Below are 13207 nucleotides of genomic sequence, written 5' to 3'. Positions count from 1 at the left end.
ATATATGGCAGGAAAGCTAGTCACTGCTGTTGCTGTGACTGTAAGAAAATTGCGGAAGAAACGTAATCTGAGTCAAGAAGCTTTAGGGTATAGAGCTAATCTTGACAGAACCTACATATCTGGAGTTGAAAGGGGAGTAAGAAACATTACTTTGGACTCCTTAGAACAAATTATTTCAGCTCTGGACATGGATATTGTTACTTTTGTCAATACTGTTGCGGAAGAAATTAATGAGTTATATCATAAATAAACATTCTGATACCAGCTTTTTCTCAAAACAAGGTCAGAAAATAACTATTGATAAAGTCATATTTGAGCATTCATTAGTTGAATGTCATTCTGTTGTTAAAAAAATAGTCCAAGATATACCTGTAGATATATTTAGAATTCTAGGTATGAGAAATCTTTCTGCATTTATTGGTGAGCTATTTGCCATAGAATTTGCCAATAAATCCCAGGGATTATTTATCAACAATCCGCATCAAGACGGCTATCCAGATTTGCTGTTAATGGATAAGAATGGCAAAGTTTTTTTTGAACAACTTTCCCAAGAAAGACGAATACGAGATAAGTCTCCATTTAGTCCATTTGCTAATGGTGGAGTAGAGGTTAAAGCTACTTGTGGCAGTGTTCCTACACCAAGAGAATTAAAGAAAACTGGAAAAGAAAAACCCGATATGGGAGACACAAGAATCGAGGTAATGAAAAGCTATGATTGGAAGGCTCACCATAGAGAAACCAACAATCTTATTGGCATTCTCTGGGATTTTGAGAATACTATACCTCAAATAGTTGCTGTCTTTTTTGGCAACAACTTAACTGACAATGATTGGGGTAAAATTGTTCAGCCAAAAGAAGGCGGTGGAAGAACAACTAGCGTCTCAATTATGTCACGACAAGGCGTTAAGAAAATGTATAAAAACTGGATTATGATCAAGAATGACAATAGATATATTAATTTTGTCAACAAATATAACAAAGACAATTTAATTTCAAAATAGACAGAGCTGCTCATATTTTTCCTTGATTTGCTCCTCAAGAGAACAATCATCATTGAGGATGGATACTAAATGATCAAATATTTTTTGTAATCCAGCAGGTGGGATACTTTCGCCAATTAACTCTCTAATTAGTTTATCACTAACTCTTTTGCCATCTGCCCGTTTCCATGAAAATGGGTATTCGGTAATTGTATGAAGAATCATTGCTTCATACAGAGATAATACTCTATTTTGAATAGGATGTAGTTTATTGTCACTACAAGCATAGGAGAGATTTCGTGTAATTGTACTGCCTGGTGCGTCCCAACTCATTCTTTTATAGGCACTGGTATAACCTTTCATCAACCTGTATTTTCCATCTTCTTTAACCCATGGACGAGGAAGAATGTGTCCACATTTAAGGCAGTAAAGGGGGGTTTCTGTACTAGCTCGATTGATTCCTTCATTATTTTTGCGTGCGCTGTGTGTTGGATTACCATTATATCTACAAACAGGGTTAATACATTGATTATCAAATGCACTTTTTTCTTCTGGTGTATTACTGATCCAAAAATATTTTTCTTCATCTAATAGGGGTACATAGTGATATGGTATATCATCTGATTTAGCAGTTTCTGTTCGTTGAGAGTCAAGCGGTGGTAAATGATATATTGCGTCTCGAACAGTTTTCCATTTAGGAAGTTCTAATCCTTCTTTACTATGAGTTGGTTTAGGAAAAAGAGAAGTGTTCTTTTTTAAATAATTCTTCAGTTTCTCATTTTTAGTAAATATTGAAATAAGTCGTTGACGATTCTGCGGGACTCCATAATCAGCAAAATCTATAATGCTAATCGAACTCAAAAATTTATCACCAATACGCTGTTTTATATAACATAAAATATTTACTAAATAACCCTCTTTCTCGGGAAAGTGTATATAAGTATTTTGCATTTCTGGCACATTTTCCATGACCAGTGTTTCTGCTCCACTAGCCAGAAAAACTTCTAGGGTGGGAATGATTAATAAATTTCTCTGGTCGATTTCATTTTTTGAGCCTTTACGAATAGAATTAAGCAGCTTACCTCTGCCATTTTTAGACATACCTTGGCAGGGAGGAGTCGCAAAAACAATGTCTAAAGTTTGTCCAGAGAGTCGCTGCTTTGTTTCTGCAACTATCTCATTTTTTTTATCCCATATATCCCCAATAATCATTAATGATTCTGGGTGGTTAAATTTAAATACTTCTGCACGATCTTTCAATAATTCATTCGCCACTACAACTTCAAATCCCCCAGAGCGAAGAGCCATATCTCCAATTCCACCACAGGCAAATAGACTGATTGCTTTCCTCATCGATTTTCTTACTCCATGTAACTTATTAGTCTATAATAACAATTGGCTGAAGGCAACTTTTAAAAATGAGTATCCCCAGCAAACCTGAAAGCGAGCTTTCCTGCCAACCCGGTCGCGGTGACAACCCACGGTTTACAATAGTTAAGAACCAACGGCAAGCAAGAATTAACGATGGGGATTTCGATCAACTGGGGGGAGGATTAAGCCTACCAAAAGTGAAATTACGGGAATTTTCCCCTAAAAAAGATTTATCTCTGGAAATATCAGAAAATAAAGCTTGTCCTGCTTATATTGGTACGGTGATCGAGGGGGTAAAAATTAGCCCATCTCCGCTATGGTTGCAACAGCGTTTACAGGCTGCTGGATGGCGATCGCTAAATAATCTGGTCGATATTACTAATTATGTCCTCAGCTTGACTAACTCTCCTTAATTCTCCGAGGGATTTATTGTCGAGCCGATTTTCTACCGTAGCGGTTATTATTGTTAACTTTTTAGATTGACTAATCAAATACCTCAAATTCCTGTCCGATCTTGCCAAAATATTCCCCCAAACGTTGTTGAATGATATTAATATACTGAGCTTCAATTTCAATACCAATAGTCTGATAACCTAATTCTAGAGCGGCAATTAAAGTTGTACCCGTTCCAGCAAAAGGATCGAGAACTATATGACTGTTATCCTGTGGTAGAAATAACTCGAGCAGTTTTCTAATTAATGATAAAGGTTTAATCGTACAATGCTCATCAAAATTTTCATCCCGTCCTTTAGAAAAGCCCTCCAAAATATTGGATTGAAAAGAGCCGTCACTTAGTATAGCTTTGAAGGGACCTAATCCAGTCATTTGTATAGTTTCAATATAGTTGTTTTTTAGAGGCTTCTGCACAATAACTATAGCTTCCCATTCATTTCTCAAGCAAGTATGCCAACCTTGCCATTGTTTGGCATTAGTATCACCAATTTTGTCAAGTTTTTTCTCAATATTTAATCCTTTAGGAATGCCTGAATGTCGTCTATAAACCAGCACATCTCTAGCATAAAAACCAGCATTTTCAAGAGCAATCTGAATATGAGCCAGTGTTCTTGTGCTACTAAAAACAGCGACAACAGCCCCGCTTTTACAAACACGCATTAGTTCCTTTGACCAATCTGTTGCCCATTCAATATAATTGACCACATTTTCGCGATTGCGTTGATACCAACGCTGATTACGAACCCCACCGGCTAACCCACTTCCATAGGGAATATTTTTGACCAGTGTGGAACTGTTTTGAATACGTTCTCTACGTCTTTGGATTTCATCATGATCCCAATTTCTGCCAATGAACTCATAATTATAGGGTGGATCTGTGATCACACAAGATATACTAGATTCTTCTAGTAAAGTGAGAAGTTCTCTACAATCACCGTGCAGAAGTTGCCATCTTTTTGAGATATTCATCGGGCAATATAAAACTCCTGTGTTTCAGAAAATTTATCAAAAGCTTTCAGCAAATCGAACCCACTGCGATCAAGTATATAATCAAAACTTTGTTGGCCCTGCAAAACAGTCCAGCCACCCAGATGACAAGCTTTAATCGCTGCTGGTAAGTTATCCTCTCGCACAATCAGTAAAATAGGTCTAAGTTTTCTTTCCTGTAATAGTTTTCCATACTGTTTAAACTTTTTAAGTGTGCCAGAATCTCCTGAACCAATTCTATATTTAGTATCAATGGCATCTCTACCTAAAATGCAGTCACAAGGTTGATCATCTGCAATCTTTAAAGCCGGTTGATAATCTAAACAATTAGCCGTAAAAACTTCTGTCACCAGACGTTGCCAACACATTCCTAGTTCCCTGCCCCAATACTGACGATTTTCCCTTTTTAAACTAGGAGTAATTCCAAATACCCTCATAAGCGAATCATAATCATCATTTTCTTCTCCATAGATTTTGTCACTAAAAGAACTTTGGTATTGTCTCAAAATTCCCTTGAGGAGGTTTTCTATTTGATCGGGTGGCATCAATAATCCTTTTTGATATAGATAGCTAACTACTGATTATCTCCCCAAATTATCGGTAATCTGTTCAAAGATAATATCACCCCTGGCCAAGGAAAATGATCGGTTATTTACACAGTCCTTCCATCCTTCCCCTAACATTTTAACAGCCGATCGGCCCTAATCTCTAAATCATTGACTACCCACGGTTTACAATAGTTAAGAACCAACGGCAAGCAAGAATTAACGATGCGGATTTCGATCAACTGGTTACGAGAATTAGTCAAAGTCGCCCAATCTCCCCAAGAATTAGCGGAATTATTGACAATTGCGGGAATAGAAGTGGAAGACATTGAGGATCGCCGAGAATGGGCAAAGGGTGTGGTTATTGGTAAAATTATCGATCGCCAACCCCATCCCAATGCAGATAAATTAAGTGTCTGTCAGGTGGATATCGGTCAGGCAAACCCTAGTACAATTGTCTGTGGTGCGCCCAATGCTAGGGCTGATATTCTAGTTCCCGTGGCTACTTTGGGAACCTATTTACCCAAAATCAATTTAACGATTAAACCGGCTAAATTGCGCGGGGTAAAATCGGAAGGGATGATCTGTTCCCTCGCAGAATTAGGATTAACCAAGGATTCTGAAGGAATCCACATCTTTACTGAGGAAAATCTCCCTTTAGGTACAGATGTTCGTCCTCTTTTAGGACTCGATGAGGTGATTTTAGATATTTCTCCCACCGCTAACCGCGCCGATGCTTTGAGTATGATCGGAGTCGCGCGAGAAGTGGCGGCTTTGACAGGAGGAGAATTAAGCCTACCAAAAGTGAAATTAGGGGAATTTTCCCCTAAAAAAGATTTATCTCTGGAAATAACCGAAAATAAAGCTTGTCCCGCTTATATTGGTACGGTGATCGAGGGGGTAAAAATTAGCCCATCTCCGCTATGGTTACAACAGCGTTTACAGGCTGCCGGACTGCGATCGATCAATAATGTGGTCGATATTACTAATTATGTCCTCTTGGAGTGGGGACAACCCTTACACGCTTTCGATCGCGATCGTTTACAGAGTTTTGCCGGAGGTAAATCCGTTACTATTGGGGTCCGTTTTGCCGAGGAAGGGGAAAAAATTATTAGCCTTGATGGTCAGGAAAGAAGCTTAAAAGAGCTTAATTTATTAATTACTGCCAATAATAAGCCGGTAGCTTTAGCAGGAGTGATGGGAGGTCAAGATACGGAAGTTAACGAGGAAACCGTTAATCTTGTGCTAGAGTCGGCTTTATTCGATCCGATCGCCATCCGTCGTTCCTCAAAAGCGCAGGGTTTACGCAGCGAATCTTCCGGACGCTATGAACGCGGTGTTAATCCCGCCGCTTTGGAATATGCTTGTCAAAGGGCGATCGATTTGATTCTAGAGTTAGCTGGGGGAACTGTCAGCAGTCAGGTTAAAGCTGATGATCGCGCTGATCAGTCCAGTCGTTCGATCGAATTGCGTTTACAACGTTTACAGCAAATACTGGGTCAAGTTACCCTAGATAATGGTGCGATCGGTGAAATTCTCGCCGAAGATGTGGAGCGGATTTTAGGCAATTTGGGCTGTGAATTGCAGTTAACCTCGAAAAATCCTGTTCTGTGGACTGTGACAGTGCCAGACTACCGTTATCGTGATTTAGAACGAGAAATTGACTTAATTGAAGAAGTGGCGCGACTGTACGGATACGATCGCTTTGTCGATACTTTGCCAGCAAAAACCGCAGCCGGAGGATTATCCTTTGAGGAAACTATCCAGCGTCGGCTGCGGGAAGCTTTTCGCGCGGTGGGTTTGACGGAATTAGTCCAGTATTCCCTAGTTAAACCGGAATTAGCGGAAGTTGTCCTCGCTAATCCCCTTTTTGTCGAGTATTCTGCTTTGCGGACTAATCTCCTCGACGGTTTAATCGAAGCGTTTGAGTATAATCAGTCTCAGGGTAACGGTTCCTTAAATGGCTTCGAGATCGGGCGAGTTTTCCGCTTAGAATCGGATAATATCAACGAATACGATGCAATTGCTGGTATTTTCGGCGGTGATTTCTTCCCTGCTGGACGTTGGCTGCGATCGGGTAAAGAGGTGGCCATGACTTGGTACGAAGCAAAAGGCATTTTAGAAGCAGTATTCGATCGCCTTTCGCTGACAGTAAGCTACGAAAAATATGCCGAAGATGCGCGTTTTCATCCCGGACGAACAGCATCTTTATGGATTGGTAAACAACGCTTAGGAATTTTTGGTCAACTACACCCGCAATTGCGTCAGCAAAAGGGATTAATTGAGGCAGTTTATGCTTTTGAAATCCAGTTCCCGATCCTGTTAGCAAATCTTAGGGATAGTGCCAAAATTACCCCGCGTTTACAGGTCTATTCTACCTATCCGGGAGCGGCACGAGATATCGCCTTCTTTGTTTCCACAGATATACCCGTAGATAGATTGACAAAAACTATCAAAAATGCTGGAGGTAATCTCCTAGAAAAAGTCGAATTATTCGATCGCTATCAGGGACAGAATGTGCCAGAAAATCATTGTAGTTTGGCCTTTAGTTTAGTCTATCGTGCCAGCGATCGAACTTTAACCGATGAAGAGGTGGAACCCTTAATGACAAAAGTGCGAGAAGCTTTAGTTAAACAGTTCCAAGTTTCTTTAAGAAGTTAAATTCAGCGATCAATTATCAGTTATCAGACATCGACCTTATATTATCTCAAGACTAATCTCATACATCGCTATCAATATCGCCTCTAATGATTACCAATCAGTTTGAGAGTTGCTCAAAGTAGGTTCACTGTTCATATTTTGTCGCTCCGCCACCTTTGAATTGTTAGATAGTAGTGAGGCGATTGCCATATTTTAGTACATCAGATATGATATAAACACATCATGGCTGATCAAAGCAAACCTTTAGCTTGGCTGCATGGTGAGATCAAGACCCCACCTTTCAGTTTAGAAGCACGGATCGAAGCAGGTGTCTTACTCAGGCAACTACAGGAAGGCGAACCCCTTGGTTTGCCACATTCGCGTCCTATGCCAAGTGTAGGCTATCATTGTCATGAGCTACGCATTAGAGACATCGATAAAAATTGGAGGATTATTTATCGAATTGATGAAGATGCAATCTTGATTATTGAGGTGTTTAATAAGACAACAAGAGCAACACCCAAAAGTGTAATTGAGGTTTGTAAGAAACGCTTGAGTAAATACGATACTGATCAGCAGGAATAAGAGGATGGAAGAGACTAAAAAAGGGCTTTTGGAATCAAAAGGCTGGAAAATCGGAACCGTTTCCGACTTTTTAGAGTTAACGCCCGAAGAGATTATCCTTGTTGAAATCAAACTAGCTCTTAGCAAAAGTTTGAAAAGTCAGCGGCAGAAGATAATGACTCAAAGTGAACTGGCCAATAAAATCGGCTCTAGTCAACCTCGGATTGCCAAAGCTGAAAATGGCGATCCGTCGGTTTCACTGGAATTGCTTATCCCCTCGCTGTTGGCAACAGGTGCCACTCCTCAAGACATCGGACAAATCATTGCCAGTGTCAAAGGCGTTGCTGAATCAAGACCTGAATGCTAATTTTGTGCATTCTATCCACTAATGTTAGTTATTGTCGTTGATGCGATAAATCCCTGAATTTCCCCAGCATCAATACGCTCAAATAATCTTGCTGCGTTTTCCACAAATGGCTCTCGTTCTTGTAGAAAATCAAGAATGACATTGGTATCAATCAGAACTCGCATTATTGATACTTCTCGATCAGATAGGTTACATAATCGGTTGGGGCGTTAGTTTCCCCTGTAGCTGCCGAAATCTCAGAAACACCTCGCAAGCGCAACAGATTTCCCCGCTTTTGCAATTGAATTTATTAGACTATAGCTTAAGTTAGCAATTTATATGAATTACCTTTTACAGATAACCACGCAATAACGGCTCTTCGGTTTGTGTTATGCAATGGACGGGGATTATAAGGGATGGAACCCTTATTTGTATAGAAAGGCATTTAGCGATTTTTGTCAATTGTTTTTGATCTAGAGCGAACTAATCAATTAAGTCTTTTGCCAGATAAGGATTTAGTCAATTTATGCCCCCTGATCGAATCATACCAAGTAACGAAGAACCAAAAATTTAGGTCAGGGGAGTTGGTTGGGTTGGTTTTATGTTAAAATCGGGTCAGGTGTGTCTTAATTAATAAAACTTAACAAGACAATGAATACTTCGACCACTTTTCAAGAAATCGCCGCCGAAATTCAATTATTTGATAATTTTGAACAAAAAGAACAATTTATTTTTGTAGTGGGTGCTTTAGTTTCTCGTATCATCAGTCTTCATAAAGCCGCAGAAGTCATAGAAATGGCTCCAGAAATATTCTTGAAAATTTTAGAATTAATCGGAATCGATTTTTCTTATCTTATTAGGGAAGACATAGATAGAGAAAAAAATTGTTAATCTCTATGAAAATTGTTTTTAATTCTTCTCCTTTACTCTCTACCAGTAAAAAAAAGGCAGGAAACGAAAAATTATAAATAACTGAAAATGCTTCAAGAAATCCATCTTAAAAATGTTAGCCCTGCCTCAGAGATTGATCTAGACTGTGCCTCTCGACTTAATATATTAACAGGAGACAACGGCCTCGGTAAAACTTTTTTGCTGGATATTATTTGGTGGTGTATTAACAATAAACAAGGACAAAACCCTGTTAGTAGTTATCACAAAAGAAATCGAACAATAGAAATAGAACCTCATATTTCAGACAGAAACAATAGTTTAAATATTTATTGTCGTGTTGATGGTGGCTTTTCTATCTATGTACCCTACAAAGAAAAAGCTTTTAAACTTTCTTCAACAGAAGTTTGGTATGGTCGAAAAGTCAAAAATAAAATTATTTCCTATGGTTTGCTTGAAGATTGGATTAAGTGGCAAAATCAACCCAACCAATCAAATATTAAATTATTAGCTGAAATTATTCAAAAACTTTCTGCAAAAAATGAGCAGATAAAAATTGGTGAACCCACACGAATGTCTTTAGATGATATTCGAGGTATTCCAACGATAGAACTTCCTTATGAAACAATTCCTGTTACTGAAGCATCGGCGGGAATTCAACGGATTCTAAGCCTAGCTTATATGTTAGTTTGGATGCAGTCAGAAAATTTAATTACTGCTCAACTATTTGGAAGAAGTCCAGCCCGTCAACTGATTTTTTTAATGGATGAAACCGAAGCGCATTTACACCCTCGTTGGCAACGATCAATCCTACCCGCAATTTTGACTGTCTTAAAAGAATTAGAACTGATTATTGATATTCAACTCTTTATTACTACCCATTCTCCCCTGGTTTTGGCTTCAGTTGAACCCTTATTTGATCAAGAAAAAGATAAATTATTTCTATTTGAACTTAATGACAATCAAGTAACCTTAAATGAAATTACCTGGGCAAAACAAGGTGATGTGATTGGTTGGTTAACTTCAGAGGTTTTTGGACTTAAACAAGCCCGTTCTCAAGAAGCAGAACAAGCAATAGAAGCCGCCCAAGCTTGGATGAGAAAAGACGATATGAACCAATTTCCAGAAAACTTAAGAACCAAAGAAAAAATTCATCAACAATTACTTAAACTCTTACCGGGTCATGATCCCTTTTTCCCCCGTTGGATAGTGAGAATGGAGGCTGATGATTAAATGCAGAAATTTATTCCGATTCCTGAACCCACCGAGTTTGATCAAAAATGTCGTCAAAAAGGAAATACTTGGTTAGCCGAAAATCCTGCTGCAAAACGCCCCAGAGATTACTGGTCTCTTTTTAGGGCAGATTTAGCAAAAGGATTTAATAACTTATGTGGCTATTCCGTTATGTATGACCCTACCGCCACTGTTGATCACTTTTTATCTTTTCATAATTACCGTCATTTAAGCTATGAATGGTCTAATTATCGCTATGTAGCAAATTGGATTAATAGTAGCAAACAAAACCTAGATGATCGCTTACTTGATCCCTTTGAAGTCGAAGATAATTGGTTTGAAATTTTGTTACCATCGTTACAATTAGTGTTAACCGATAGCGTCCCTGATAATCAACGCCAAAAAGCTGAATTTACTCTGCAACGTCTAGGCTTAAATTACGATGAAAGAATACTACGCCAACGGGAAGAATGGTTAAGAATGTATGAACAAGGTGAAATCACCCTAGAGGGATTAGCAAAAAAAGCTCCTCTCATTGCCCGTGCTATTGAAAAGCAACAGAAAATCTCTTAAATCCTAGACAAAGAGAAACACATTAGTATTTCGGCATCTAGTCGGGTATTGGCTGTACCATTATTTAATATCAATTTGCTGTAATTCTGGTAAATTTTTTTTAAATAAAAGCCTAAATCTTTTTATACATATTATTTTAAACATCAATTTTAAAGCATCCCAATTAATTGCATCATAGCGGATCAATTCTAGGACAATTTTTATGTTTAATTTTTTAATATAAATCAAAAGCCAATGCAGGCAAATATAACCTTCTATAACTGACAATTCTGGTAACTTTTCCCGATGTTTAGGATGTACCATATCATAAATTTTTTGTTTGATTAAAATATTTTTTTTGTATCGCTCTTTTATTGATATATTTCTATTGCAACATCCCGACCATACTCTTTTAAAACATAGACACTTACCGACAAATACAGCATCGCCGTACTTGACAATTTCTATCCATGAGTTAATATCATCATAATTACCGTCAAAGTCTTTATCCCAGCCTCCCGATCGCAAAAATGCTTTTTTTTGAAAAGCAACTTGAACAGGTGTTCCCAAAGGACAGATATCCAAAAGCATACCGTAGTGTATGTCTTCTTGCCGAATACAAAGAGCTAAATTATTAAATTGAACTTGATGTTTATCATCGATAATGTTGCCTATTATATCAATTTTTTTTGCCTGACAAGAGCAAATAACAGCATCAGGAAAATAAACGAGAGATTTGCCGATAATTTCGATACATTCAGGCATAATATAATCATCATCATCAATCAGCTTAATCCATTCTCCTTTGGCAATTTTGACTCCAATATTAACACTTTCTGAATGTCCTAAATTTATCGAGTTGCGATGATATATAACTCGATCACCTAACTGCTTGATATATTCTTCAGTTTGATCAGAAGAAGCATCATCTACAACAATAATTTCACAGTTTATAGTTTGATTGATTGCCGATTCTAATGACCATTTTAAAAATGGTAAGCGATTATATGTTGTTATAACAATACTGAATTTCATGAGCATTTACAAGAATATTTAGTTTAGGTAAAATATTTTCTTTTTTTATTATTTGTTAAGCCATGAATCGCTGACAAAATCGACCAGGATATAAGATTGACTCTTTCATCAAAAATAGTAACATCAAAGACATGAAATAATATACAAGCAAAAAAAGCTGTTAAATAAGTAAATATAATCAATTTTTCTTCTGAGTTATCCAGATTTATTTTGGTTAAAAGTATAATCCCTTTTGCCAATATCCAGCCAACTAAAAAATAGAAAAAAACTGTCCAGGGAATCCCCACTTCAGACAGAAGCATCAGTGTTAAGTTGTGTGAATGTCCTATTACTATCTGAGATTGAGGCTGATAGAGATGTTTAAAACTTCCTAAACCCCATCCTTTCCAAGGTGACTTAAGGGCTAAATGCCAGGAGAATTTCCACAGAGTTATTCGGAGAGTTTCTACATCTCGATTAGGATAAAATTGATCGTTTATTCGAGCCCAAATAAACATTGGAACAATTAATCTAAACCAATCTCTTACTGGAGGATTGCCAAAAGCAGCGATAATAATCGCCCCGCTCACGATTGCTACTGTTAGCAAAATCCATCGCCAGCCTAAATAAATAGCAAAAGCAAGACAAGTTACTAATGTAGTCATCCAACCATTACGAGAATGAGTTAAAATTAGAGCAATAAATGTTAGGGAATTGATGACCAAAAGCAGACTAAGATAAAAAATTTTTTTATCAGTATTCGATTTTCTTAACTCTAGAATTATTAAGCCCAGTCCCAACACCCAAATAATAGTTAGAAAACTTGCTAGAAAATTAGCATGATAAAATAAAGATGACATCCTACCAGAAGGATTGCCCATTGCTCTTAAATACCATCCAGGGATCAATATATTTTGTATTTCTCCTTGTAATCCCCACCAAATTTGTCCAAAGCCTAACACGGTTATAGGAACTGAACCAAAGTATATTATCCTTGCTAATTGTTCTAATGTACTCACTGAGTAAAGTAGTTGGCTGAGTCCAGCAAAAATAATGAAGTAAGGGAAAAAATTTATCAATCCAGAGATGGCAGAAACCCGATCAAAGGCAAAAAGGCTGGTCATTATTAATGAGCCACCTAAGATAGCAAATCCCCAATTAATATATTGAGAAATAATGACTCTATATTTTAATCTAAAAATTATTATAATCGCTGTACAAATAACTAACATTCCCCATAAGGGGTTGATAGGCAACAGCAAAAAACTAATTTGAGTTAAATACCAAGGAATGTTTAGCTTCAGATCGGGATGTTTTGTTAAAAACATAATGTGTCATCTATTACTTAAATAACTTGCATTGACTCAATATTTCAAGATGCTATCCTTAGAGTATATCAACTCATCATGGTGTTGCCATGCTGTTAAGCTTTTCGACGTTTAAGTTGATCGAGTAATCGATGTCAGCCAAAGGCTTCAAGCATCGACAATCTAAATTTAAATGCGTCTGAGCTTACTGCTGGAATATACACCGTTCGCCGTCCCCAAAACCTCCCCAACTATTTAACCCGCAGTGCTGGTTAAGCTTAAAAACTATCAAATCATCAATTAATGGTTTCCATCATCCTAAGACCG

General features: G+C 37.6%; 14 protein-coding genes and 2 pseudogenes. 10 read left to right on the top strand and 6 right to left on the bottom strand.

Features of this window, described 5'->3' with window-relative positions; translation table 11 throughout:
- The first annotated feature begins 4 nt into the window (after positions 1-4).
- Both GQR42_RS12550 and GQR42_RS28735 read left to right on the top strand, forming a co-directional pair.
- Positions 5-250, top strand: a complete 246-nt coding sequence (locus GQR42_RS12550) for a helix-turn-helix domain-containing protein (RefSeq protein ID WP_002749478.1) — start codon at positions 5-7, stop codon at positions 248-250.
- Positions 231-1001 (top strand): hypothetical protein, encoded by a 771-nt coding sequence (locus GQR42_RS28735; RefSeq protein WP_233271380.1) that lies wholly within the window; start codon positions 231-233, stop codon positions 999-1001. Before GQR42_RS12550 ends, GQR42_RS28735 begins: the two co-directional genes overlap by 20 nt.
- Here the strand turns inward: GQR42_RS28735 and GQR42_RS12540 are convergent.
- Complete coding sequence (locus tag GQR42_RS12540; RefSeq protein ID WP_158200225.1) at positions 993-2333, bottom strand: DNA cytosine methyltransferase; 1341 nt, start codon at positions 2331-2333, stop codon at positions 993-995. The genes GQR42_RS28735 and GQR42_RS12540 overlap by 9 nt on opposite strands.
- A 191-nt stretch (positions 2334-2524) precedes the next feature.
- On the opposite strand from GQR42_RS12540, the pseudogene GQR42_RS12535 reads away from it, so the two are divergent.
- A pseudogene (locus GQR42_RS12535) lies at positions 2525-2764 on the top strand (phenylalanine--tRNA ligase beta subunit-related protein); the annotation flags it as partial.
- A gap of 70 nt (positions 2765-2834) precedes the next feature.
- Here GQR42_RS12535 and GQR42_RS12530 read toward each other — a convergent pair.
- Together GQR42_RS12530 and GQR42_RS12525 are read right to left on the bottom strand one after the other, a co-directional pair.
- Complete coding sequence (locus GQR42_RS12530; protein ID WP_158200223.1) at positions 2835-3773, bottom strand: DNA-methyltransferase; 939 nt, start codon at positions 3771-3773, stop codon at positions 2835-2837.
- Entirely contained in the window at positions 3770-4336 is a 567-nt protein-coding gene (locus tag GQR42_RS12525; RefSeq protein ID WP_158200222.1) for a restriction endonuclease, read from the bottom strand. Before GQR42_RS12525 ends, GQR42_RS12530 begins: the two co-directional genes overlap by 4 nt.
- A gap of 225 nt (positions 4337-4561) precedes the next feature.
- Here GQR42_RS12525 and pheT point away from each other — a divergent pair, with 225 nt between their 5' ends.
- The 3 genes from pheT (at position 4562) to GQR42_RS12510 (ending at position 7907) form a co-directional block, all read left to right on the top strand.
- Positions 4562-6997: a phenylalanine--tRNA ligase subunit beta gene (gene pheT, locus GQR42_RS12520; RefSeq protein ID WP_158200221.1), complete on the top strand. Its 2436-nt coding sequence runs from the start codon at positions 4562-4564 to the stop codon at positions 6995-6997.
- Positions 6998-7219: 222 nt separating this feature from the next.
- The gene (locus tag GQR42_RS12515) at positions 7220-7561 is read left to right on the top strand and encodes a type II toxin-antitoxin system RelE/ParE family toxin (RefSeq protein WP_002763716.1); all 342 of its coding nucleotides are present in this window, start codon (positions 7220-7222) and stop codon (positions 7559-7561) included.
- A 4-nt stretch (positions 7562-7565) separates the two neighbouring features.
- A complete protein-coding gene (locus tag GQR42_RS12510; RefSeq protein WP_002763718.1) occupies positions 7566-7907 on the top strand; it encodes a helix-turn-helix domain-containing protein in 342 nt (113 codons plus the stop codon).
- 11 nt (positions 7908-7918) lie between these two features.
- Here GQR42_RS12510 and GQR42_RS12505 read toward each other — a convergent pair whose 3' ends face one another.
- The gene (locus GQR42_RS12505; protein ID WP_002768178.1) at positions 7919-8071 is read right to left on the bottom strand and encodes a type II toxin-antitoxin system VapC family toxin; all 153 of its coding nucleotides are present in this window, start codon (positions 8069-8071) and stop codon (positions 7919-7921) included.
- Between the two features lie 206 nt (positions 8072-8277).
- Between GQR42_RS12505 and GQR42_RS29980 the strand changes: the two are divergent.
- The 4 genes and pseudogenes from GQR42_RS29980 to GQR42_RS12490 all read left to right on the top strand — a co-directional run bounded on the left by GQR42_RS29980 (position 8278) and on the right by GQR42_RS12490 (position 10580).
- Positions 8278-8494, top strand: a pseudogene (locus GQR42_RS29980) (hypothetical protein).
- 43 nt (positions 8495-8537) lie between these two features.
- Positions 8538-8777: a hypothetical protein gene (locus GQR42_RS12500; RefSeq protein ID WP_158200220.1), complete on the top strand. Its 240-nt coding sequence runs from the start codon at positions 8538-8540 to the stop codon at positions 8775-8777.
- An 87-nt stretch (positions 8778-8864) separates the two neighbouring features.
- On the top strand, positions 8865-10007 hold the full coding sequence (locus GQR42_RS12495; RefSeq protein WP_158200219.1) for an AAA family ATPase: 1143 nt from the start codon (positions 8865-8867) through the stop codon (positions 10005-10007).
- Positions 10008-10580 carry a hypothetical protein gene (locus GQR42_RS12490; protein ID WP_158200218.1) on the top strand — a complete coding sequence of 191 codons (573 nt, stop codon included), beginning with the start codon at positions 10008-10010 and terminating at the stop codon, positions 10578-10580.
- A 60-nt stretch (positions 10581-10640) separates the two neighbouring features.
- Here the strand turns inward: GQR42_RS12490 and GQR42_RS12485 are convergent, their stop codons facing one another.
- Positions 10641-11594 carry a glycosyltransferase family 2 protein gene (locus tag GQR42_RS12485; RefSeq protein WP_233271379.1) on the bottom strand — a complete coding sequence of 318 codons (954 nt, stop codon included), beginning with the start codon at positions 11592-11594 and terminating at the stop codon, positions 10641-10643.
- A 23-nt stretch (positions 11595-11617) separates the two neighbouring features.
- Positions 11618-12901 (bottom strand): O-antigen ligase family protein, encoded by a 1284-nt coding sequence (locus GQR42_RS12480; RefSeq protein ID WP_158200216.1) that lies wholly within the window; start codon positions 12899-12901, stop codon positions 11618-11620.
- Positions 12902-13207 lie beyond the last annotated feature (306 nt).

The sequence above is a fragment of the Microcystis aeruginosa FD4 genome, from assembly GCF_009792235.1.
GTDB lineage: Bacteria > Cyanobacteriota > Cyanobacteriia > Cyanobacteriales > Microcystaceae > Microcystis > Microcystis viridis.
The sequence above is the reverse complement of the archived record's forward strand: the minus strand, read 5'-3'. Positions and strand labels throughout refer to the sequence as shown.

What these genes read in the sequence shown, in the direction of transcription:
- GQR42_RS12510 (WP_002763718.1), top strand. Translation starts at nt 7,566, where the DNA reads ATGGAAGAGACTAAAAAAGGGCTTTTGGAATCAAAAGGCTGGAAAATC.
- GQR42_RS12530 (WP_158200223.1), bottom strand. Translation starts at nt 3,773, where the DNA reads ATGAATATCTCAAAAAGATGGCAACTTCTGCACGGTGATTGTAGAGAA.
- GQR42_RS12480 (WP_158200216.1), bottom strand. Translation starts at nt 12,901, where the DNA reads ATGTTTTTAACAAAACATCCCGATCTGAAGCTAAACATTCCTTGGTAT.
- GQR42_RS12550 (WP_002749478.1), top strand. Translation starts at nt 5, where the DNA reads ATGGCAGGAAAGCTAGTCACTGCTGTTGCTGTGACTGTAAGAAAATTG.
- GQR42_RS12505 (WP_002768178.1), bottom strand. Translation starts at nt 8,071, where the DNA reads ATGCGAGTTCTGATTGATACCAATGTCATTCTTGATTTTCTACAAGAA.
- GQR42_RS12495 (WP_158200219.1), top strand. Translation starts at nt 8,865, where the DNA reads ATGCTTCAAGAAATCCATCTTAAAAATGTTAGCCCTGCCTCAGAGATT.
- pheT (WP_158200221.1), top strand. Translation starts at nt 4,562, where the DNA reads ATGCGGATTTCGATCAACTGGTTACGAGAATTAGTCAAAGTCGCCCAA.
- GQR42_RS12500 (WP_158200220.1), top strand. Translation starts at nt 8,538, where the DNA reads ATGAATACTTCGACCACTTTTCAAGAAATCGCCGCCGAAATTCAATTA.
- GQR42_RS12525 (WP_158200222.1), bottom strand. Translation starts at nt 4,336, where the DNA reads ATGCCACCCGATCAAATAGAAAACCTCCTCAAGGGAATTTTGAGACAA.
- GQR42_RS12490 (WP_158200218.1), top strand. Translation starts at nt 10,008, where the DNA reads ATGCAGAAATTTATTCCGATTCCTGAACCCACCGAGTTTGATCAAAAA.
- GQR42_RS28735 (WP_233271380.1), top strand. Translation starts at nt 231, where the DNA reads ATGAGTTATATCATAAATAAACATTCTGATACCAGCTTTTTCTCAAAA.
- GQR42_RS12515 (WP_002763716.1), top strand. Translation starts at nt 7,220, where the DNA reads ATGGCTGATCAAAGCAAACCTTTAGCTTGGCTGCATGGTGAGATCAAG.
- GQR42_RS12485 (WP_233271379.1), bottom strand. Translation starts at nt 11,594, where the DNA reads ATGAAATTCAGTATTGTTATAACAACATATAATCGCTTACCATTTTTA.
- GQR42_RS12540 (WP_158200225.1), bottom strand. Translation starts at nt 2,333, where the DNA reads ATGAGGAAAGCAATCAGTCTATTTGCCTGTGGTGGAATTGGAGATATG.